Annotated in this window: 22 protein-coding genes and 1 riboswitch; of the genes, 13 read left to right on the top strand and 9 right to left on the bottom strand. The window is 64.6% G+C overall.

All coding sequences use genetic code 11. From position 1 onward, the window contains the following. Nucleotides 1–107: 107 nt before the first annotated feature. The 5 genes from ubiE to coaBC all read left to right on the top strand — a co-directional run bounded on the left by ubiE (nucleotide 108) and on the right by coaBC (nucleotide 5023). Nucleotides 108–884 carry a bifunctional demethylmenaquinone methyltransferase/2-methoxy-6-polyprenyl-1,4-benzoquinol methylase UbiE gene (gene ubiE, locus ACT6VE_RS17830; protein WP_444799864.1) on the top strand — a complete coding sequence of 259 codons (777 nt, stop codon included), beginning with the start codon at nucleotides 108–110 and terminating at the stop codon, nucleotides 882–884. 37 nt (nucleotides 885–921) lie between these two features. After that, nucleotides 922–2496, top strand: coding sequence for a 2-polyprenylphenol 6-hydroxylase (gene ubiB / locus ACT6VE_RS17825; protein ID WP_444799863.1), 1575 nt, complete (start codon nucleotides 922–924; stop codon nucleotides 2494–2496). Nucleotides 2497–2545: 49 nt separating this feature from the next. Beyond that, entirely contained in the window at nucleotides 2546–3349 is an 804-nt protein-coding gene (locus ACT6VE_RS17820) for a potassium channel family protein (protein WP_444799862.1), read from the top strand. A gap of 134 nt (nucleotides 3350–3483) precedes the next feature. Next, a complete protein-coding gene (locus ACT6VE_RS17815; RefSeq protein ID WP_444799861.1) occupies nucleotides 3484–3711 on the top strand; it encodes a hypothetical protein in 228 nt (75 codons plus the stop codon). A 106-nt stretch (nucleotides 3712–3817) separates the two neighbouring features. After that, on the top strand, nucleotides 3818–5023 hold the full coding sequence (gene coaBC / locus ACT6VE_RS17810; protein ID WP_444799860.1) for a bifunctional phosphopantothenoylcysteine decarboxylase/phosphopantothenate--cysteine ligase CoaBC: 1206 nt from the start codon (nucleotides 3818–3820) through the stop codon (nucleotides 5021–5023). Here the strand turns inward: coaBC and ACT6VE_RS17805 are convergent. After that, nucleotides 5016–5837, bottom strand: coding sequence for a class II glutamine amidotransferase (locus tag ACT6VE_RS17805; protein ID WP_069060226.1), 822 nt, complete (start codon nucleotides 5835–5837; stop codon nucleotides 5016–5018). The two genes, coaBC and ACT6VE_RS17805, sit on opposite strands and share 8 nt — an antisense overlap. A gap of 245 nt (nucleotides 5838–6082) precedes the next feature. Here ACT6VE_RS17805 and ACT6VE_RS17800 point away from each other — a divergent pair, with 245 nt between their 5' ends. The 3 genes from ACT6VE_RS17800 (at nucleotide 6083) to ACT6VE_RS17790 (ending at nucleotide 7981) form a co-directional block, all read left to right on the top strand. Then, nucleotides 6083–6487, top strand: a complete 405-nt coding sequence (locus tag ACT6VE_RS17800) for a GFA family protein (protein WP_444799859.1) — start codon at nucleotides 6083–6085, stop codon at nucleotides 6485–6487. A 3-nt stretch (nucleotides 6488–6490) separates the two neighbouring features. After that, nucleotides 6491–7291, top strand: coding sequence for an AraC family transcriptional regulator (locus ACT6VE_RS17795; RefSeq protein WP_444799858.1), 801 nt, complete (start codon nucleotides 6491–6493; stop codon nucleotides 7289–7291). Nucleotides 7292–7366: 75 nt separating this feature from the next. Continuing rightward, nucleotides 7367–7981, top strand: coding sequence for a LysE family translocator (locus ACT6VE_RS17790; RefSeq protein WP_444799857.1), 615 nt, complete (start codon nucleotides 7367–7369; stop codon nucleotides 7979–7981). 3 nt (nucleotides 7982–7984) lie between these two features. Here ACT6VE_RS17790 and thiD read toward each other — a convergent pair whose 3' ends face one another. Next, a complete protein-coding gene (gene thiD, locus ACT6VE_RS17785; protein ID WP_444799856.1) occupies nucleotides 7985–8794 on the bottom strand; it encodes a bifunctional hydroxymethylpyrimidine kinase/phosphomethylpyrimidine kinase in 810 nt (269 codons plus the stop codon). Nucleotides 8795–8824: 30 nt separating this feature from the next. Next, nucleotides 8825–8921: riboswitch (TPP riboswitch) on the bottom strand. A 73-nt stretch (nucleotides 8922–8994) separates the two neighbouring features. Further along, nucleotides 8995–10575 carry a peptide chain release factor 3 gene (locus ACT6VE_RS17780; protein WP_444799855.1) on the bottom strand — a complete coding sequence of 527 codons (1581 nt, stop codon included), beginning with the start codon at nucleotides 10573–10575 and terminating at the stop codon, nucleotides 8995–8997. A 93-nt stretch (nucleotides 10576–10668) separates the two neighbouring features. Between ACT6VE_RS17780 and dut the strand changes: the two genes are divergently transcribed. Together dut and ACT6VE_RS17770 are read left to right on the top strand one after the other, a co-directional pair. Beyond that, nucleotides 10669–11142: a dUTP diphosphatase gene (gene dut / locus ACT6VE_RS17775; RefSeq protein WP_444799995.1), complete on the top strand. Its 474-nt coding sequence runs from the start codon at nucleotides 10669–10671 to the stop codon at nucleotides 11140–11142. A gap of 4 nt (nucleotides 11143–11146) precedes the next feature. Next, the gene (locus ACT6VE_RS17770; RefSeq protein WP_444799854.1) at nucleotides 11147–12037 is read left to right on the top strand and encodes a GNAT family N-acetyltransferase; all 891 of its coding nucleotides are present in this window, start codon (nucleotides 11147–11149) and stop codon (nucleotides 12035–12037) included. 68 nt (nucleotides 12038–12105) lie between these two features. On the opposite strand, the gene ACT6VE_RS17765 is transcribed toward ACT6VE_RS17770, so the two are convergent. Continuing rightward, nucleotides 12106–12690: a LysE family translocator gene (locus ACT6VE_RS17765; RefSeq protein WP_444799994.1), complete on the bottom strand. Its 585-nt coding sequence runs from the start codon at nucleotides 12688–12690 to the stop codon at nucleotides 12106–12108. A 652-nt stretch (nucleotides 12691–13342) separates the two neighbouring features. Here ACT6VE_RS17765 and ACT6VE_RS17760 point away from each other — a divergent pair. The 3 genes from ACT6VE_RS17760 (at nucleotide 13343) to ACT6VE_RS17750 (ending at nucleotide 15668) form a co-directional block, all read left to right on the top strand. Further along, a complete protein-coding gene (locus ACT6VE_RS17760) occupies nucleotides 13343–13960 on the top strand; it encodes a LysE family translocator (RefSeq protein ID WP_444799853.1) in 618 nt (205 codons plus the stop codon). 188 nt (nucleotides 13961–14148) lie between these two features. Next, nucleotides 14149–15117, top strand: coding sequence for a cysteine synthase A (cysK, locus tag ACT6VE_RS17755; protein ID WP_444799852.1), 969 nt, complete (start codon nucleotides 14149–14151; stop codon nucleotides 15115–15117). Between the two features lie 152 nt (nucleotides 15118–15269). Beyond that, nucleotides 15270–15668, top strand: a complete 399-nt coding sequence (locus tag ACT6VE_RS17750; RefSeq protein ID WP_444799851.1) for a VOC family protein — start codon at nucleotides 15270–15272, stop codon at nucleotides 15666–15668. A 145-nt stretch (nucleotides 15669–15813) separates the two neighbouring features. On the opposite strand, the gene ACT6VE_RS17745 is transcribed toward ACT6VE_RS17750, so the two are convergent. From ACT6VE_RS17745 to ACT6VE_RS17725, 5 genes are all read right to left on the bottom strand, one after another. Next, the gene (locus tag ACT6VE_RS17745) at nucleotides 15814–17346 is read right to left on the bottom strand and encodes a YifB family Mg chelatase-like AAA ATPase (RefSeq protein WP_444799850.1); all 1533 of its coding nucleotides are present in this window, start codon (nucleotides 17344–17346) and stop codon (nucleotides 15814–15816) included. A 302-nt stretch (nucleotides 17347–17648) separates the two neighbouring features. Beyond that, nucleotides 17649–18593 carry a glutathione synthase gene (gene gshB, locus ACT6VE_RS17740; protein WP_444799849.1) on the bottom strand — a complete coding sequence of 315 codons (945 nt, stop codon included), beginning with the start codon at nucleotides 18591–18593 and terminating at the stop codon, nucleotides 17649–17651. Nucleotides 18594–18700: 107 nt separating this feature from the next. After that, nucleotides 18701–19204, bottom strand: a complete 504-nt coding sequence (locus ACT6VE_RS17735) for a cupin domain-containing protein (RefSeq protein WP_069060238.1) — start codon at nucleotides 19202–19204, stop codon at nucleotides 18701–18703. A 100-nt stretch (nucleotides 19205–19304) separates the two neighbouring features. Next, the gene (locus ACT6VE_RS17730; RefSeq protein WP_444799848.1) at nucleotides 19305–20297 is read right to left on the bottom strand and encodes an endonuclease/exonuclease/phosphatase family protein; all 993 of its coding nucleotides are present in this window, start codon (nucleotides 20295–20297) and stop codon (nucleotides 19305–19307) included. Further along, nucleotides 20294–21403: a sn-glycerol-3-phosphate import ATP-binding protein UgpC gene (locus tag ACT6VE_RS17725; protein ID WP_444799847.1), complete on the bottom strand. Its 1110-nt coding sequence runs from the start codon at nucleotides 21401–21403 to the stop codon at nucleotides 20294–20296. Before ACT6VE_RS17725 ends, ACT6VE_RS17730 begins: the two co-directional genes overlap by 4 nt. Between the last annotated feature and the right edge of the window lie 9 nt (nucleotides 21404–21412).

The raw sequence follows: 21412 nt of genomic DNA, 5'->3' as shown, positions 1-21412 counted from the left end.
ATCGACACTCGAATGCCGGGTTCGGTGCTCAGATAGCGCGGCCAATGCCAATTCGCTATGGTCTTTGCGGCAATTCGGCTGCGACAGACCGGCCCATGGAGACGATGATGACGGAACAGCGCACATCCGCGGACGGCGGCATGGAAACCTCCTACGGCTTTCGCCAGGTGGCCGAGGGCGAAAAGCAGGCGCTCGTCAACGACGTCTTCCACAAGGTCGCCAAGCGCTACGACATCATGAACGACGTCATGTCCGCCGGCCTGCACCGGGCCTGGAAGGACTCGATGATCGCCAGCCTCAATCCGCGCAAGGATCCGTCCTACAATGTGCTGGACGTCGCCGGCGGCACTGGCGACATCGCCTTCCGCATCGTGGAGGCCTCCGACCGCCTGGCGCACGCCACCGTGCTCGACATCAACGGTTCGATGCTCGGCGTCGGTGCCGACCGCGCGGCGAAGAAGGGGCTTTCGGCCAATCTCGACTTCGTCGAGGCCAATGCCGAGGAACTGCCCTTCGATAATGGCACCTTCGACGCCTATACGATCGCGTTTGGCATCCGCAACGTGCCACGCATCGACGTGGCGCTGTCGGAAGCCTATCGCGTGTTGAAACGCGGCGGCCGGCTGCTCGTGCTGGAATTCTCCGAAGTGGAGATGCCGCTGCTCGACAAGTTTTACGAAACCTGGTCGTTCAAGGCGATCCCGCAATTCGGCAAGATGATCACCGGCGAAGCGGAGCCCTATCAGTATCTCGTGGAATCGATCCGCAAGTTCCCGAACCAGCAGGATTTTGCCGCGATGATCCGCACGGCCGGCTTCTCGCGCGTCAATTTCACCAATTACACAGGCGGTATCGCGGCCTTGCATTCGGGCTGGAAGCTCTGAGCATGGCCCTTCCCCCTCGCATGGATAATCGTCCCGCATGAGCGTTTTCGGCGCCTATCTTCGCCTTGCCCGCGTGGGCTGGGTCCTCGTGCGCGAAGGCGTCGTCTCGGCGTTTCCGACCGAAGGCATGCCGCCGCTTGCCCGCATGGCACACGGCGTTGCCGGCCTCTTCGCCCGTCGTAAGGCCTCTCGCGAAGACCGCGGTGATCGCCTCGCCCGCGCCATCGAGCGCCTCGGCCCCTCCTATGTGAAGATGGGCCAGTTCCTGGCGACCCGGCCGGACGTCGTCGGCGCCGAGATCGCCGTGGAACTGTCCGCCCTTCAGGACCGCATGGCGACCTTTCCGCGCGAGGCGGCGGTTGCCACGGTGGAGGGTTCGCTCGGCCGCACGCTCGATGACCTCTATGTCGAATTCGGCGATCCGGTCGCCGCCGCCTCCATCGCGCAGGTCCATCCGGCAATCGTGCGCGACGCGAATGGCGAGCACCGCGTCGCCGTCAAAGTCATCCGCCCCGGCGTGCGCCAGCGTTTCGGCCATGACCTGGAGGCGATGTATGCCGCCGCCAGACTTCAGGAAAAGATCCTGCCCAACACGCGCCGGCTGAAGCCGGTCGAGGTGACGCGCACGCTGGAGCAGACGACGAAGATCGAAATGGACCTTCGCCTGGAAGCCGCGGCCCTTTCCGAGCTTGGCGAAAACACCAAGGACGACCCCGGCTTTCGCGTGCCGACAGTCGACTGGGAGCGCACGGGTCGCGACGTCGTCACCATGGAATGGATCGACGGAACAAAAATGTCGGATGTCGAAGGCCTGCGCGCCGCCGGCTTCGACCTCGACAAGCTCGCCGATACGCTGATCCAGTCCTTCCTGCGCCACACGTTGCGTGACGGCTTCTTCCATGCCGACATGCACCAGGGCAATCTCTTCGTCGATCCGCAGGGCGTGATCGTCGCCGTCGACATGGGTATCGTCGGACGGCTCGGCAAGAAGGAACGCCGCTTCCTCGCCGAAATCCTCTTCGGCTTCATTACCCGCGACTACCAGCGCGTCGCAAATGTGCATTTCGAGGCGGGCTACGTGCCCTCCCACCACAATACGGCGAGCTTCGCCCAGGCGATCCGCGCCATCGGCGAACCGATCCACGGCCAGCCGGCCGAGACCATCTCCATGGCGAAGCTTTTGACGCTGCTGTTCGAAGTAACGGAACTCTTCGACATGGAGACCCGCACCGAACTCGTCATGCTGCAGAAGACGATGGTGGTGGTGGAAGGCGTGTCGCGCACGCTCAACCCGCGCTTCAACATGTGGAAGGCCTCCGAAGGCGTCGTCGGCGACTGGATCCGCGACAATCTCGGCCCGAAACGCATTCTGACGGACCTGCGCGACGGCGCGCACGCAGCACTCCGGCTCGCAGAAGCTGCCCCGCAGATTGCCGCCAAGGCGGAAATGCTGTCGCAGGAATTCTCCTCCATGGCCGAAAAAGGCCTGCGTTTCGACCCCGAGACCGCCGAAGCGATCGGCCGCTCCGAAGCCCGCCACAGCCGCTCCGGCCGCTTGGCGCTCTGGGCCATCGCCGCGATACTCGCCTACATCGCCTGGCAGGTCAGCTAAAGGACGGCGAGCGCTTGACCGGCACCGGGCGGGCGCTAGTCTCTCCCGCATGATCGACGAACCGCTCAGCATAACCGAACCGCCACCCTTCATCGAACGGTTGCGCCGGCAACTGCGCGGGCTCTATTTCGGGCGGGACCGCGAGGCTGTTCGTTTCCAGGTCGCGATGCTCCTTGTCGATATCGCGATCCTTTGTTTCTTCATCCTGGGGCCGTATTTGCGCAAAGGTCCCGCCTACATCATCGTCGACTACGCCATTGCGCTCGTCATCGCCTTCGAGCTCGGCGCACGCGCGCTGATCGCGCCGAACCTGCGCTACTGGGCGATGCGGCCGATGACCTGGGTGGACATCGTCGTGCTCGGCACGCTGCTGTTTCCCAACCAGCTGCACAATTTCGCGTTCCTGCGCGTGCTGCGGATCTGGACGATCAGCCAGAGCAAGCTCGTCACGCTGACGCTGCGGCGGCTGGGGCATGGTGACAAGGAAGACGTCATCCAGGCCTGCGTAAACTTTCTGGTCTTCCTCTTCCTCGTTACCGGCTTCGTCTACAGCAACTTCTTCTACGGCGAAGACGGTTTTGCGGGCTTCGTCGATGCGCTCTATTTTTCCGTCGCGACGGTCACGACCACCGGCTTCGGCGACATCGTATTGCCCGGCACGCTCGGCAAGCTTACCTCCATCGTCACCATGATCGTCGGCATTTCGCTTTTCGTGCGGCTCGCCCAGGCGATCGTGCGGCCCTATAAGGTGACATTCCCCTGTCCGCAATGCGGCCTGTCGCGCCATGATGCTGACGCGGTGCACTGCAAGGCCTGCGGCCATGTGCTGAACATTCCCGACGAAGGCGCCTGACGGAAGAACACCCCCTTGTTGGCCCGCGCCGGCAGTTCCCGTCGGCTCGCGATCGTGGTATTTTAGCAAAGCCGGAACAACCGGCGCTTTGCACTGCAAGACCGTATTCTCCAAGGGCCAAAGGGGAGCCGTACATGCGCAAGATCATGATATCCGCCACCATCGCAGCCTTGTCCCTCGTCGCCTTCGCCGCACCGGCCTTTGCCGGCAGGATGCCGGACGCCGCGACGATCCGGCCAGCCGGCCTCGTCGACCTCGCCACGCACTACTACGGCCACAAACCGAAGTGTTTCTGGAAGAAGGTCAAGAAGTACGATTACTACGGCAATGTCATCATCAAGAAGATCAAGGTCTGCCACTGAGGCGTTCGCGGCCGGCGCAGACTTGGAAATGCCACGGCAACGGGGTAGGAGGGAATGACCGCCCTCCCCGAGGGTATCCATGTGCCTCACGCGTTCAGGACCCGCCATGCCGCTTGCAGGAAAACGCATCCTCCTCGTCATCTCCGGCGGCATCGCCGCCTATAAGAGCCTAGACCTGATCCGGCGCCTACGGGAACGGGGCGCGGAGGTGCGGCCTGTTATGACCGCCGGTGCCCGAGAGTTCGTGACGCCGCTTGCCGTCGGCGCGCTGTCGGCCGGCCATGTCTATACGGATCTCTTCTCGCGCGAGGACGAGCAGGATGTCGGGCATATAAGGCTGGCGCGCGACTGCGACCTCATCATCGTCGCCCCCGCCACCGCCGACCTGATGGCCAAGATGGCGAACGGCCTTGCCGACGACCTCGCCTCCACCCTGCTGCTCGCCACCGATCGCCCGGTGCTGCTGGCGCCCGCCATGAACCCGAAAATGTGGTCGCACCCCGCGACACGCCGCAATGTCGCAACGTTGCGCAAGGATGGCATCGCCTTCATCGGCCCCAATGCCGGCGAGATGGCGGAGGGCGGCGAGGCTGGCCTCGGCCGCATGGCCGAACCCTTGGAAATCGTTGCCGCCGCCGAAGGCCTGCTCGACGGCGGAGCCAGGCCGCTTTCCGGCCGCACCGCCATCGTCACCTCCGGCCCGACGCATGAGCCGATCGACCCGGTGCGCTACATCGCCAACCGTTCTTCCGGCCGGCAGGGCCATGCCATCGCCGCCGCCCTTGCCCGGCTTGGTGCGCAGGTGACGCTCGTCTCCGGGCCTGTCACACTCGCCGATCCGCCGGGTGTCACCGTCATCAAGGTGGAACGGGCGGACGAGATGCTGCAGGCGGTGCTTGGCGCGCTGCCGGCGGACATCGCGGTGATGGTTGCGGCCGTCGCCGACTGGCGCGTCGCGACGCCGAACGCAGAAAAGATCAAGAAGCAGCCGGGCGAAGGCCCGCCGCCGCTGATGCTGGCGGAAAACCCGGACATCCTGAAGACCGTCGGCCACCATGCAAAACGCCCGAAGGTCGTCGTCGGCTTTGCCGCCGAGACGCAGGATGTCGAGAAAAACGGACGGGTAAAACTTCAGAAGAAGGGTGCCGATCTTATCGTCGCCAACGACGTTTCGCCGGAAACCGGCATCATGGGCGGCACGCGCAACAGCGTGAAGCTGATCACCGCAGCCGGGGTCGAGCAATGGCCGGACCTGTCGAAGGAAGACGTCGCCGGCCGCCTTGCCGGCTGGATCGCGGAGCGGCTTATTTGACGAGGGCGAGCTTCGCGTCCATCGTGCTCGCCGGCCGGCCGGCGGGCGTGAAGATGCGCACGTCAACACCGTTTTCGCCGAGCACCACGGCACTGCCATCCGGGATTTCCACCCAGGCTTCCGTGTCGTCGTTCAGTGGTTCGGAAACGAGGCAGTAGCCGCCGGTTTCCCCCATCGGTGCTGCATAGAGCGTCGGGGCGGCGTAGTCCGTCGCATAACGCACGGCATAAAGCTGGTCGCCATCGGTGAAGGCAGCGGTGAAACGCACGAGCACGCGGCGCTCCAGATGCGCGGCAAGGCGCTCGACGAAGGCGATCGTCTCCGCCATCGCGCCGAGTGGATCGCGAGCCAGGCCGAATTGCAGCGCCAGCAGGAAGAGCAGCTCCGAATCCGTCGAGCCCGTGCGGGCATTGTAGAGGTCGTTGTCGAGCATGGTTTCGAGCGGCCGGCGCAGGTGCTCGAAATCCGCGATCTGGCCGTTGTGCATGAAGGACCAGATGCCGTTGACGAAGGGATGGCAATTGTCGCGCCGTGTGCCGCCGCCCGTTGCCGCGCGCACATGGGCGAGGAAAAGCGGCGAGCGGACCTGGCGCGCGATACTTCGGAGATTGCAGTCGGACCAGGCGGGCAGGATATCGCGGTAGCGGCCGGGCTCCGGGCGCTCGCCGTACCAGGCAATGCCGAAACCGTCGCCATTGGTGGACGTCTTGGCGCGCGTGGCGCAATGGGATTGTTCGATCAGCGAGTGAGCCGGCGAGGACACCAGTTCCTCGAGATAAAGCGGCTCTCCGCGATAGGCTGCCCAACGGCACATGACGCTATTCTCGCTTTCGAAGACCGGCACGAACCGGTGTTTGACCAGACGCATTAACCATGGCACTGCCCTGATTTTCAACGCAAATGGGTAAAAATGCGTTAACGAATGTAAACGGGCCGAAACCATGCGTGTCATTCTGATGACAATGCGGCCTGCCGGCAGTTTCCGGCGGAACAGCGTGGTCATCCTGTTGACGGTGCGACGTGAGGGCCTATCCTCTCACGACAAGGGAAGGACGCACCATGCGCATCGACGGGCAATGCCATTGCGGCGACGTGACCTATACGGCCGAGATCGACCCGGACGCCGTTTCGATCTGCCATTGCACGGACTGCCAGCGGCTGACCGGCTCGCCCTATCGCGTGACCGTCAGCGCGCCGTGCGAGGCCGTGACCCTCACCGGCAACCCGCCGAAACTCTACGTCAAGACGGCGGAAAGCGGCCGGAAGCGCCTGCAATATTTCTGCGCCCAATGCGGCTCGCCGCTTTTCGTCACCGGCACGGACGAGGATGCTGACACCTGGGGCATCCGCTGGGGCAGCATCAATCAGCGGGCCGCCCTGAGGCCGAAGCGCCAGAGCTGGTGTGCGTCCGCCATGAACTGGTTCGGCGAAACGGCGGCCCTTCCGCCCGAGCAGCGGGACTGAACCATGGCGACCGGGCACTTCCAGATTTTGCGGACGGGTATAGACGGCATCGAGGCGGTGATCGCCGAAAGCAGCCACGTCTTTGCACGCCACAGCCATGACGCCTATGGCGTCGGCATGATCGAGCGCGGCGCGCAGAAATCGGCAAGCGGGCGCGGCATGGTGGAGGCCGAAGCCGGCAACACCATCACCGTCAATCCCGGCGAGGTGCATGACGGCGCGCCGCTTGGCGACGCCCCGCGCGCCTGGCGCATGCTCTATATACAGCCGGCTGTCGTTGCCGCCGCTGCAGATGACATTTTTGAAGGCCGGCCGCGCGAGGAGTTTTATGCGCCCGTGCTGGAGGATGGCCGTATTGCGGGCCTCGCCGCCGCCGCCCTCACCGCGCTGCTGGATCGTCACACCACGTCCATCGGCCGTGACGAACACCTGTTAATGCTGCTCGCAGCCGTGTTGCGGGAACGGGCGCCGAACAGCAGCAGCGCTGCCGCATCGCGCGTCAACCGCGCCCGCGACCGCCTCGATAGCGACCCCGCCTCCGTGATCACCCTCGAAGAGCTTGCCGCAGAAAGCGGGCTCGGCCGCTTCCGTCTGGTGCGCGACTTCGCCCGCATCACCGGCCTCACGCCGCATGCCTATCTGCTCCAGCGCCGCACCGAGCTCGCCCGGCGGATGATTTCACGCGGCACCGCGCTTGCCGAGGTGGCGATTGCCGCGGGTTTTGCCGACCAGAGCCATATGACGCGCAATTTTACGCGCCGCTACGGCTACACGCCCGGCGCCTATCTCGCCGCAAGCGCCTGAACCTGCAATTTCGTTCAAGACCAATCATACCCTTCCGGTGTCCCCTGCAACCTCCTCCTATGCACGGGACCTGCCATGACCACTGAATTCCTTATTACCTCGCTCGTCGTCATCCTGCTGCCGGGCACCGGCGTGATCTACACGCTGGCGCTCGGCATCAGCGGCGGTTTTCGCGCCGGGCTGCTCGCCGCCTTCGGCTGCACGCTCGGCATCATTCCGCATATCCTCGCCAGCGTCGTCGGCCTTGCCGCGGTTCTGCATGCCAGCGCGCTTGCCTTCGAGGTGCTGCGCTATATCGGCGTCGCCTATCTTCTGTTCATCGCGTGGAGCCTGCTGAAGGATAGCAATGCGCTGGATATCGCGGACGAAAAGGCACCTGCCGAACGCGCGCTTCGCATCGTGCGAAAGGGCATCCTCACCAATATCTTCAACCCGAAACTCTCGCTGTTCTTTCTGGCATTCCTGCCGCAATTCGTGCCGGCAGACGCATCGGACGCCACGGCGCAAATGCTCTTTCTCGGCGGCATCTTCATGCTGCTCACTTTCCTGGTCTTCGCCCTCTACGGCGCGCTTGCCGCAGGGTTTCGACACCAGGTCCTTAGCCGGCCAAAGATCATGGTCTGGACGCAGCGCAGCTTTGCGGCCGCCCTTGGCCTCATGGGCCTGCGGCTCGCACTGGCAGACCGCTGACGATCAGGTCCAGAGCGCGTGGAAGTGATGAAGCGGTCCGTGGCCGGAGCCAACGGCAAGGGCATCCGAGGTGCGCACCGCGCCGGCGATGAAGCTCTTCGCGGTGGCAACGGCATCCGCAAGCGGCTTGCCCTTGCCAAGCTCCGCCGCGATCGCACTCGACAGCGAGCAACCGGTGCCGTGGGTGTTGCGCGTCAGCACGCGCACACCCTCGAACCAGCGTTGCCCGTCGGTCGTCGCAAGCACATCGGGGCTTTGCCCACCCGGCAGGTGGCCACCCTTCAAAAGCACGGCCTTCGGGCCGAGCGCCAGCAAGCGCTTCGCCTGATCTTCCATTCCCGCGCGGTCGATCGCCTCCGGCTCGCCGAGCAACGCGGCCGCCTCCGGCAGGTTGGGGGTCAGCACGGTCGCAAGCGGCAGCAGGCGCCGCGTCAGCGCCTCGACGGCCTGGCTCTCCAGCAGGGATGCCCCACCCTTCGCAACCATCACCGGATCCACCACGATCGGCAGCCCGCGACGCGACGAAAGTGCCCTGGCGACAGCCTCGGCGATTTCCGCCGAGGCGATCATGCCGATCTTCACCGCATGCACGCGAATGTCGCCAAAAATATCCGAAATCTGCGCCGCGACGAAGGCGGGAGGCACGAGGTGCACGCCGGAGACGCCCTGCGTGTTCTGTGCCGTCAAAGCGGTCAGCACCGCCATGCCATAGGTGCCGCGGGCGGCAAAGGTCTTGAGGTCGGCCTGGATGCCGGCGCCGCCCGAAGGGTCGGAGCCCGCGATCGAGAGAATGTTTGCAATCGCCTCAGTCAACGCGCCTCCTCGCGACGAAGGCAGCAGACGGGCAGCACCCAGTCGACTCCCTCCGCCGGCATGATCCGGTTCAGGTTCAAAGGGTGCTTCTCAGCCCGCCTTACGGCGGACGCCCCTGTCTCGGGGCAGGTTTTCGCAAATGCCGCAGCACCTGTCACGCCGAAAGTGACAGGTGCACCCGTTCAATCACCATGGGCCAATCACGCCTTGGCGACGTGGTATTCCTTGATGGCGACCATCTTGATCGCCGGATAGCGCTCCGACTCGTAGCGCAACGAGAAAGAATCCTGCGCCAGGAACACCGGATCGCCATCAAGGTCGCGGGCAATATCGCCGCGGCGCTGGGTGACGAATTTTTCCAGCTCGGCGGGATTGTCCGAAGAAATCCAGCGGCAGACGGAGAAGCGCGACATTTCGAAGGAGACGGGCAGGCCGTATTCTCCCTGAAGCCGCTCCTTCAAGACATCAAGCTGTAGCGCGCCAACGACGCCGACGATGGCGGGCGAACCGTCTTCCGGCGAGAAGAGCTGCACGACGCCCTCTTCCGCCATCTGCTGGAGCGCCTCCTTCAGCTTCTTCGCCTTCATCGCGTCTTCCAGCCGCACGCGGCGGAGAATTTCCGGCGCGAAGTTCGGCACGCCTTCGAAGACCAGCGCCTCGCCTTCGGTCAGCGTATCGCCGATGCGCAGCGTGCCGTGGTTGGGAATACCCACCACGTCGCCGGCATAGGCCGTGTCGGCCAGCTGGCGCTGCGAGGCAAAGAAGAACTGCGGCGCCGACAGGCCGATCTGCTTGCCCGTACGGGCAAGGCGCACCTTCATGCCGCGCTCCAGCATGCCGGAGCAGACGCGGGCAAAGGCGATGCGGTCGCGATGGTTCGGGTCCATGTTCGCCTGGATCTTGAAGACGAAGGCCGTCATCTTGTCTTCGGCCGCATGCACCTTGCGCACGTCGGCAATCTGGTCACGCGGCGGCGGCGCGATGGCGCCGAGCGCGTTGATCAGATCGCGTACGCCGAAATTGCGCAGCGCCGAGCCGAAAAAGACCGGCGTCATGTGGCCTTCGAGGAAGGCCTGCCGATCGAACGGTCGGCAGACCCCGCGGGCAAGCTCGAGTTCCTCGATGAAGGTCTCGCGCTCGTTTTCCGGCAGGTTCTTGGCAACGACCGCAGGGTCGTCGATCTTCGTCGGCTGCACCTGCTTATCGGAGCCGCGGAACGTGCCTTCGGCGAGGTGGAAGGAGCCGCAGAAGGTCTTCGAGCGGCCGACCGGCCAGGTGATCGGCGCGGTATCGAGCGCCAGCTTCTCCTCGACCTCGTCGAGGATCTCGAAGGAATCGCGGCTCTCACGGTCCATCTTGTTGACGAAAGTGATGATCGGGATGTCGCGCAAGCGACAAACCTCGAAGAGTTTTAGCGTGCGCGGTTCGATACCCTTGGCCGCGTCGATGACCATGACGGCCGCATCCACCGCCGTCAGGGTGCGGTAGGTGTCGTCGGCGAAGTCTTCGTGGCCGGGCGTATCGAGAATATTGAAGACGTTGCCGTCATACTCGAAGGTCATCACCGAGGTCACGACCGAGATGCCGCGTTCGCGCTCGATCTTCATCCAGTCCGAACGGGTCTGGATGCGATCCTTCTTCGCCTTCACTTCGCCGGCAAGCTGGATGGCGCCGCCGAACAGAAGGAGCTTTTCGGTGAGGGTGGTTTTACCAGCGTCCGGGTGCGCGATGATCGCGAAGGTGCGGCGGCGGGAGACCGCCTCGGCAAGGGTTTCGGCCATTTTCTGCAATATCCTGTGAGTTGCCGCGTCTTTACAGTCTCCGTCGGGAAGATGCAATTGACGGTGAAAGCGACGGCACGGCTTATGGGCGCCATGAACGCGCACGCCCCTTCGAAGCCCACCCTTTCCCTCGTCCGCCTGCCGCATGGCGCGGAAATCGAGCTCCCCGCCTACGAGACCGCAGGTGCTGCCGGCATGGACCTGCGCGCCGCCGTCGAGATCGAAGCGCCGCTGACGCTGGCGCCCGGAAAACGCGCGCTCGTGCCGACCGGCTTCGTCTTCGAAATCCCGCATGGCTACGAGGGCCAGATCCGCCCCCGCTCCGGCCTCGCCTTCAAGAACGGCATCACCTGCCTCAACACGCCCGGCACGGTCGACAGCGATTATCGCGGCGAGGTGAAGGTGCTGCTCGCCAATCTCGGCGAGGAGCCCTTCGTTATCGAACGTGGCATGCGCATCGCCCAGATGGTAATCGCCCCCGTGACGCAGGTTGTTGTTCGCGAGGCGGCGGAAACGAGCGAGACCACCCGTGGTGCCGGCGGCTTCGGCTCGACCGGCGTTCGCTGAGACCATGCCTGTCGACCGGCCGGGCCTTACCTTCCGCACGGACTATTTTGATGATGCGGCCGCCTGGCAGGCAGTCGCCGATCTGCTCGATGACACTTTTGGCATCGACGTGACGGGGCTCGACCGGTTCGGAGGACCGGATCCGACCTGCACGGCCTTTGCCTGGTTCGACGATGCCGGCGCCTGCGTCGCCAATATCAGCGCCTTCGCCCTGCCCCTCGTCGTCGACGGCGTTTTCCTGCACGCCGCCGGACTGCAATCCGGCGCGGTGCGGCCGAGCCATCGCGGCCGCGGGCTCTACCGCGACGTCATGCAGGCGGCACTCGACCATTGCGATGCGAAGGGCTTTGAGGCCGTCGCGCTCTTGACGGAATCGCCGGGGCTTTACGAACGCCACGGTTTTCGAACGCTGCCGCAACACCGCTTTTCCGGCCCGCCGCCGGAGGGTGGACGCGCTTGCCCCGTGCGACGACTCCATATCCAAAGTGACGACGACGTCACGCTGCTTTGCCGACTGTTGGACGGGCGCAAGCCGGTTTCCGACCGTTTTTCACCGATGCGCCAGCGTGAAATGTTCCTTTTCAACGCCCTGCTGATGCCGGATGTGAAGCTCGATTTGCTCGAAGAGCACGATGCGGTGGTTGCCTGGCGACTAGACGAGCATGGTTGCTTTGAGCTGTTGGACATCGTCGGCGCGTCCATTCCAAGCCTTGCGGACATTCTCGCAAGCCTGGGGATTTCCCCTTCGGGCGTGATCGTCCGCTTCGCACCCGACCGGCTGGCGTGGAACGGCGCGGCCGTGCAGGATGAGGGCGACATGGTTCTCATGCTGCGTGGTGCAGAAAACCTGCGGCCGGAAAAACCCTTCGCGCTGCCGCCGATGGCGGAATTTTAGAGGCTTTCCGCGCTTCTTCTCTTTGCTTTGCGCAAAGCCGCTGCCCGCTTTTGCTGGAATGGCTCGAATCAGCGCCGGGCTTCCGTTGCCATGCGCAGGGCAAGGCCGGCCAGCACCGTGCCCATCAGCCAGCGCTGCATCAGTAGCCAGCGCGGGCGAGCGGCGAGCAGCCGGGCGATGGAGCCGGCCGACACGGCGATCAGCGCATTGACGCTGACACTGATCACGACCTGAATGCCGCCGAGCACGAGCGATTGCAGGAAGACGCTGCCTTTCGCCGGATCGATGAACTGTGGCAGCAGCGAGAGATAGAGCACCGCGATCTTCGGATTCAGGAGATTGGTCAAAAACCCCATGAAGAACAGTTTGCGGTTGCTGTCGCGCGGCAGCGCCCGCACCTCGAAGGCCGAGCGCCCGCCGGGACGCAGCGCCTGCCAGGCAAGCCACGCCAGATAAAGCGCACCGGCAAAGCGCAAGGCATCATAGGCATAGGGCACCGCCATCAGGAGCGCGGTGATGCCGAGGGCCGCAGAGAACATGTAGAAGACGAAGCCGAGCGCCACGCCGCCGAGCGAGACAAGGCCCGCGGCCGGCCCCTGGCAGAGCGAGCGGGACACGAGATAGACCATGTTCGGTCCCGGCGTCAGCACCATGCCAAGGGCAATGAGGGCAAAGGCAACGAGGCTGGCCGGTTCGGGCACGACGGTTCTCCGGGAAGATATACGGCATAGGATTATCCGGCAGTGCATCTCGCGGCAAGTGCGTGTTGGGCAAGCCATTTGGAGCGGTTCGCCCAATCCTCGCACGGCTCATCTTCACCATCGTCTCGCTGCGCATGCCCACGTCTGCCACCCGGCATGCAAGTGGCGAAGGCTATGGTCGTGATCCATCAAACCCGTTTTATACGTATTTAACGTGTCGTCGTGGTGGGTGGCTGTTGCTATCCCGATCCCGAGCGGTGCGGTTCATTGCCTGACACCGACCGTCGCCAATCGCTTTGCAATCTGCCTATCCGAGTCGGCGATTGCCGGGCCGTGCCACCCGTCGGGGCTTGTGTCGCGTCACCGAATTGGTCGATCGGCGCTCCACCAGCCCGCCGCGACCGCTTTGCAGCCCTCTTTCCCCACTGGCCTTTCCCCGGCGCTCAGCGCCGATCTCCCAGCGTCGCCGGGCATTTTCGCTCCGGCCGAACGCACGTCATTTTCATCAGTCAGCGGATCGCCGAACGAACCAGACGGCACGCCGCCACAACCATTGCCGGCACGCGTCGATACGCATAAAAGGAGCCGATCCAGGGAGCCTGCCATGACCCTCGCCGTCCTTCTCGCCTACAGTGGTGCACTGTTCATTGCCGCCATCATTCCCGGTCCCGGCATCACGGCGATCGTCGCCCGTGCGCTCGGCTCCGGCTTCCGGCCGACCTTCTTCATGGGACTCGGCCTGATCCTCGGCGACATGGCCTATCTGACGGCGGTCATTCTCGGCCTTGCCTTCATCGCGCAGACCTTCACCACGACCTTCATGCTGATCAAGATCGCCGGCGCGCTCTATCTCGGCTATATCGCCTGGAAGCTCTGGACGAGCGGCCTGCTGCCGCAGAATATCGAAGCGCAGCGTTCGACCAGCATGACCGCGTCCTTCCTGTCCGGCCTGTTCGTGACGCTCGGCAATCCCAAGACCATGCTGTTCTATGTGGCGCTGGTGCCGACGCTCGTCGATCTCGAAGCCATCGGCCTCAGGGACTACGGCCTGCTGCTCGCCGCGACCTTCATCGTGCTGCTCGTCGTTCTCGTGCCCTATATTGCGCTCGCATCGCGCGCCCGGCTTCTCTTGAAACAGCCGAGGGCGCTGCAGCGGCTCAATCGCGTCGCGGCCGGCATTCTCGCCGGAACCGCCGCCTATATCGCGACCCGCGCCGCCTGAGGCACCCTGTCTTCGCAAGCCGGTGCCCGCAAACTGACATGCTGGGTGCCGGTTGAACGACCGGACCCGGCTTTTGCGGGATCGGCACCCGATTATTCCGTCTTCGGCCCTTTTGTCGCGAAATTCAGACTCGTTTCTCGCCGCGTTCGCCCCTATCTTCACTCCAACGAGAACCGAGGGAGTACCCGATGACCGACACCCGCAAGCCCGGCCGCGGCCGCATCTACACCTCCATCACCGAGACGATCGGCGATACGCCGATCGTGCGGCTCGACAAGTTCGCCAAGGAAAAGGGCGTCGTCGCCAATCTCCTCGCCAAGCTCGAATTCTTCAATCCGATCGCCTCGGTCAAGGACCGTATCGGCGTGGCGATGATCGAAGCGCTCGAAGCGCAGGGCAAGATCACGCCCGGCCAGTCGACGCTGGTCGAGCCCACCTCGGGCAATACCGGCATTGCGCTTGCCTTCGCCGCCGCCGCGAAGGGATACCGCCTCATCCTCACCATGCCGGAAACCATGTCGGTCGAGCGGCGCAAGATGCTGGCGCTGCTAGGCGCGGAACTGGTGCTGACCGAGGGCCCGAAGGGCATGAAGGGCGCGATCGCCATGGCGGAAGAACTGGCTGCCACCATTCCCGGCGCCGTCATTCCCCAGCAGTTCGAAAACCCGGCCAACCCGGAAATCCACCGCAAGACGACTGCGGAAGAAATCTGGAATGACACCGAGGGTGCCGTCGACATCCTCGTTTCGGGCATCGGCACCGGCGGCACGATCACCGGCGTCGGCCAGGTACTGAAGGCCAGGAAACCCGGCCTGCAGGTCGTGGCGGTCGAGCCGGCCGACAGCCCGGTGCTTTCCGGCGGCAATCCCGGCCCGCACAAGATCCAAGGCATCGGCGCCGGTTTCGCCCCGGCGATCCTCGACAAATCGATCTATGACGAAGTCGTGACCATCGGCAACGATGAAGCCTTCGAGAATGCCCGCCTCGTCGCGCGCCTCGAAGGCGTTCCGGTCGGCATCTCCTCGGGTGCCGCGCTCGCCGCCGCCGTCAAGGTCGGCAGCCGCCCGGAAAATGCCGGCAAGACCATCGTCGTCATTATCCCGTCTTTCGCCGAACGTTATCTTTCCACCGCGCTCTTCGAAGGGCTCGGCGGCTGAATAGAACCGCTCGTCGCGTGAAAGATCATGTGACGGGCGCCCTCGCCGGGCGTTTTTCGCGAATTGCGGAAGCGCGCTAGCACTTTGTTTCAATGCAAATCGGCACGCAAAGCCACTTTGCACTTCTGCTGCAATTGCTCTGGTGTTCAAACATGCTTTACCACCTTTCCCTTGGTGTCGCCGACATAGTGCGCGCGGCGGCCTTTTATGACGCAGCACTCGCACCGCTCGGCTATGGCCGTGTCTGGTCGGACATCCGGCCCGGCGAGCCGGACCAGGTCGTCGGCTACGGGCCGCCCGGCGGCGGTGACAAGCTCGCGCTCAAACATCGGGGCGACGTCGCCCGAGCACCCGGCTCCGGCTTCCACATCGCCTTTGCCGCACCGGATCGGCCTGCCGTCGATGCCTTCCATCAAGCGGCGCTCGCCGCCGGTGGGATCGACAACGGCGGGCCCGGCCTGCGACTGCACTATGGCCCGACCTACTATGCAGCCTTCGTCATCGACCCGGACGGCCACCGGATCGAAGCGGTTTTCAAGGCACCGGCATAGTCGCATCCCTCTATGGGGGGACCCATATGTTTCGTCGTCCCTGAGCAGACCTCGCTCAAACCCTGTCGGCCGAGCCTGGACGGCCACCCGCGCAACGACCATCCGGGCGCTTTCCGTTGCCCCCAACGTCACCGCGACGACAGGCTCACGCCGCAGCGACCAACCGCTCGCCTGCGATGCGATAGGAAATCGCTTCCGCCAGATGGATGCGCCCGACGATAGCCGCCTGGTCGAGATCGGCGAGCGTGCGGGCGACCTTCAGAACGCGATGGTAGCCGCGCGCGGAAAACCGCATTTTTTCCGCGGCGTCGCGGAGCAGTTGAAGACCGGCAGGATCGGGCTCCGCGATCTTTTCGACGAGCGCCGTCGAGGCGCGGGCATTGTTCGTTACCGACGTCATGCCGAGGCGGGCAAAACGATCGACCTGCAAGGCCCGGGCGTGGGCGACGCGGCGGGCGACGGTCTCGCTGGGCTCGGCGGCCATTGGGCGGATGAGATCCGAGGCGGAGACGGCCGGCACGTCGATGCGGATGTCGATGCGGTCCATCAGCGGGCCGGAGACGCGCGCCTGATAGTCACTCATGCAGCGCGGTCCGCGAACGCAGCTGCGGCCCGGCTCGCCCGCCATGCCGCAGCGACAAGGGTTCATCGCTGCGACGAGCTGGACGGCAGCGGGGTAGCTCACCCGGTGGTTGGCGCGCGCGATGATACATTCCCCGGTCTCGAGCGGCTGGCGCAACGCATCGAGCGCCTGGGGCGAAAATTCCGGCAGTTCGTCAAGGAAGAGCACGCCATTATGGGCGAGGGAAACCTCGCCGGGCCGGGCACGCGCGCCGCCACCGACGAGCGCCGCCATGGTGGCCGAATGGTGCGGCGTGCGGAACGGGCGGCGATCCGACAGCCGGCCGCCGGACAGCTGGCCGGCGATGGAATGGATCATCGAGACTTCAAGCAGCTCGGTCGGTGTGAGCGGCGGCAGGATGGCGGCAAGGCGTGCAGCGAGCATGGACTTTCCCGAGCCCGGCGGGCCGACCATCAGGAGATTGTGGCTGCCGGCCGCCGCGACCTCCAGGGCCCGCTTGGCGCTTTCCTGCCCCCGGATATCGGCGAGGTCCGGCAGATTGCTTGCCGCCGCACGGATTGCGGGCGTCGGACGTGACAGGACCTGGCTGCCCTTGAAATGGTTGGCGAGCGCAATGAGGCTCCTTGGCGCGAGAATATCGAGGCCGCCGCCGGCCCAGGCGGCTTCCGCACCGTTTTCCGCCGGGCAGATCAGCCCCTTGCCGAGCGCATTCGCCCCCATCGCAGCGGGCAAGGCACCGGCAACCGGTGCGATCGTGCCGTCGAGATTCAGTTCACCGATGACGACATAGCCTTCCACCGCATCGCCCGGCACGGCGCCGAGCGCCATCATCAGGCCGAGTGCGATGGCGAGATCGTAATGGCTGCCTTCCTTGGGAAGATCGGCGGGTGCGAGATTGACGGTCACCCGCTTCGGCGGCAGCGACAGGCCGGAGGCGTGCAGGGCGGCCTGCACTCGCTCTCGGCTTTCGGCGACCGCCTTGTCGGCTAGGCCGACGATCTGCATGCCCACCTTGCCGGGCGCCACCATGACCTGCACATCGACGGGCACGCCCTCGATGCCCTGAAACGCAATCGTACTGACCCGTGCAACCATGACTGCCCCCGCTCGTCCCACAGCGCCGCGCGCCGGTCATGACGCGCAAAGAGCACCGCAACACGTTTTTGCCGAAAACGATCCCTGCAACCGCCCCTGGGTTGCAGGTGTAAATCTGGCATGAAATGCGGAATGAAACAAGAACAATCGTAGAACTTGCTGGAGGATTTTCCGCGTGCCGGTTGTGGCCGGTTGCCTTTGCGGAACGAAGGCGGGACGTTCGCGAACGGACCGTCCCGGAGAGGCCGTTCTACCCGCAAAACGCGGCGGATTTTCCGCCGCGTTCGCGCAGGGAAGAGATCTTAACGCTTCTTCTCGATGGCATCCCAGAGCAGGGCCGCAATGTCGGCGCCGCCGAATTTCTTGACCTCGCGGATGCCGGTGGGCGACGTCACGTTGATCTCGGTCATATAGTCACCGATGACGTCGATGCCGACGAGCAGGAAGCCGCGTTCGCGCAGCGACGGGCCGATGCGGGCGCAGATTTCCTTTTCGCGCGCCGTCAGTTCCGTCGGCTCCGGGCGGCCACCAGCATGCATGTTGGACCGGGCATCATGCTCGGCCGGCACACGGTTGATCGCACCGACCGGCTCGCCGTCGACGAGGATGATGCGCTTGTCGCCCTTGCGCACGTCCGGCAGGTATTGCTGGGCGATGAAGGGCTCGCGGAACATCTGGCCGAACATTTCGAGCAGCGACGAGAGGTTGCGGTCGTCCTTGGTCGAATGGAAGACGCCGGCGCCGCCATTGCCGTAGAGCGGCTTCAGGATCATGTCGCCCATCTCGTCCCGGAAGCGGCGGATCTCGCCGGCATCGCGGGTGATCAGCGTTGCCGGCATCAGGTCGGCGAATTCGGTGACAAAAATCTTTTCCGGCGAGTTGCGCACCCAGGCCGGATCGTTGACGACCAGCGTCTTCGGGTGGATGCGCTCCAGAAGGTGCGTGGACGTGATGTAGGACATGTCGAAGGGCGGATCCTGGCGCAACAGCACCACGTCCATCGTGGAGAGATCGACGCGCTCGGGCGTGCCCAGCGTATAGTGGTCGCCCTTGACGTCGCGCAGCTCCATCGGCTCGACGGTGGCATAGACCGTGCCGTCGCGCAGCGAGAGACGGTCCGGTGTGTAGTGGAAAAGCTTGTAGCCGCGGCTTTGTGCCTCGAGGCTCATGGCGAAGGTGGAATCGCCGGCGATGTTGATGGTCGAAACGTGGTCCATCTGGACCGCGACGTTCGTGATCTTTGCCATGAAAAGTCCCCTCAGGAATGCCCGACACATGTAGGATGCGGCAGGCACAATGGCAACGGGCGCAGCACTTTCCCAGCGCGACGCCCGTCGATCATTCGGGGTGTTTTTTAAGCGGCCAGTCCGCCGGAGGCCTGCCGGCCGCCGCGCAGGCGATCACGCAGCTTCAGGGCGAGATTGATCGGAGCCGGGAATTCCTTGCGGCAGAAGGCGATCTTGCGCACGTAGGTGTCGATGTGCCAGGTCGCCCAGCTCTTGCCGGGGAAATAGGCGATGTCGCCGGCCTTCAGCGTGCGTTCGCTGCCGTCTTCGCCGGTGATGTGGACTTCGCCGTCGAGGATCATGACGGTCTCGTCCCAGCCGAAATACCAGCGGAAGGTGCCGGCCGTGCAATCCCAGATCGCCGTCGTCGCCTGCTCGTCATAGGCGCGCGAATGCAGCGAAAGCCGCGCTTGCGGGTCGCCTGCGATCACCCAGGAGGGTTCGATCGGCTTCGGCTCCATTTCGAGCTTGTCGAGCGAAGACGCGATCAAAGGCCTCGGCGCGTTCATTTCAGCCTGCCGATTGCGCACGGCGACACCGACCATGGCGGCAAGCATCAGTTTCAGTACCATTTCATCCCCCTTGGAAGTCGTGCCGGGAGATTAGTCGATAGCGGTAACGGTGCCGTTCAAACAATCGGTTGCATTTTAAATATCCGTAACAATTCCCGCTTCAGGCGAAACCGTCGATCCGGCAGGTGATGAGATCGTGGTCGGACAGCGGCCGGCCGGAGGGGCAGAGCGAGGAGACGATGCGGGTCTGCGAGACGGCAAGGCCGCGGGTCAGGAACCAGTCGAGCTTCATCGCCCGCTCGGGCCAGCGCGTGATGAGGCTCGGACGTGTCGTCATCGTGTCGAGCGGGCCGCCGTGGCGCGTGAAGCCACGCTCGGCAGCGCGGGCGAAAAGGCCCTCCGCTTCGAAATCACCATCGGCATGGTTGCCGGTGTTGAGATCACCACCAATGATGAGCGGGCGGCCCGGGAAGGCGGCGTCCAGCGCATCCATCAGGCCGACCATCTGGCGCTCGCGATAGGCCGCCGTCGTCGCGCTTTCGAAATGGGTGGAGGCGAGGACGAGCGGACCGGATTCCGTGTTGATGACGGCGCCGATCGCCATGCGTTCGCCAAGACGCGGCTGGTCGACCTCGTCCATGAACCAAAGGCGTTCACCTTCGAGGCGCAGCAGGAAGGGCTCGTGCAATGGCACGGTCGACATCAGGCCGTTGCCATGCAGGCCGCGACGGTTGAATTTGTCCTTGCAGAATTCGAGTTCCGTCTCGGAGCCGAGGCCGAGCTCGATGAATTCGACACCGTAAAGATAGGCCATGCCGAGCTCGTCGGCGACCTCTGCCATGGTGTGGCGCTGGCGCGTGCGGGCCATGCCGTCGTCCATCTCGGAGAGCAGCACGATCTCGGCACCGGTGGCACCCAGATGTTCGGCGCTTTGCAGCGGAAACAGGCAACGCTCCAGGTTCCAAGCGGCGACGGTGAAGGGAAAGGGCAGCGGCTCGGCGCGCTCGGCCCGGCCACCGGCCTCCACCGCGTTCATGCAGGCGAGGTCCGCCATACGGGCGTCGTGCGCGGCGATCGACTTTTCGAGACCTGCAATGGCGGCGCGCTCCTCCGGGGAGGGCGCGGACAGCCTGCCGACGGTCGTGCGGATCATGATATCACGAACTCCACCGTGGAAGCGCTTGTCGTAACCGTTCTTTCGCCCGCCCAGTCGATGCGACGACCGCTGGCCGTGTCGAAGAAATGCAGCCGGGAGGGCGAAATCGACAGCGAGGCGGTTTCCGGAAGCGGGATTTCCGCCGAGAGCGCCGCAACCATCGGCTGATCGCCGACGAGCCCGTGCACGAGGCGCTGGGCACCCAGTTCCTCGACATAGTCGATGCGGAACGGCATGCTGCCATCCAGCCCCTGATGCAGGCGCAGGTCCTCCGCGCGCAGACCCACGGTGACCGCGCCCTGTGCCGGCACCGTCGAACCGAGGTCGATGAGCGCCGGGCCAAGCGCCAGCTTCGTGCCATGCACTTCACCGCTGACGAGGTTCATGGCCGGCGAGCCGATGAAGCTTGCGACGAAGGTGGTGGCCGGGCGGTGATAGACCTCCAGCGGGCGGCCGATCTGCTCGATCCTGCCGCCTGACAGGACGACGAGGCGATCGGCGAGCGTCATGGCTTCGAGCTGGTCGTGCGTGACGTAGATCGACGTGGTGCCGACGCGGCGTTGCAGGCGCTTGATCTCGCCGCGCATGGAGACACGCAGCTTCGCATCGAGATTGGACAGCGGCTCATCGAACAGGAAGGCCGACGGCTTGCGCACGATGGCACGGCCCATGGCGACACGCTGGCGCTGGCCGCCGGAAAGCGCGCGGGGCTTGCGTTCCAGATAGGGCTGGAGTTCCAGCATGCGGGCGGCCTCCGCCACGCGTGCATCGATCTCTGCCTTCGGCGTGCGACGGTTCTTCAGGCCATAGGCGAGGTTTTCGTAAACCGACATGTGCGGGTAGAGCGCGTAGTTCTGGAAGACCATGGCGATATCGCGGTCGGCCGGGTCGACGTCGTTGACCACGCGGTCGCCGATCGTCACGCTGCCCTCGCTGATCGCCTCCAGCCCGGCGATCATGCGCAGCAGCGTCGACTTTCCGCAGCCCGACGGGCCGACGAGCACGATGAACTCGCCGTCGGCGATGTCGATGTTGACGGCGCTGACCGCGGTCACCCCGCCATTGTAGATCTTCGATACGTCCTTGATGCCGATCGATGCCATGGGGAGGTT

This window comes from Shinella sp. (assembly GCF_052438155.1).
GTDB lineage: Bacteria > Pseudomonadota > Alphaproteobacteria > Rhizobiales > Rhizobiaceae > Shinella.
This window is presented reverse-complemented; position numbering and strand designations above follow the sequence as displayed.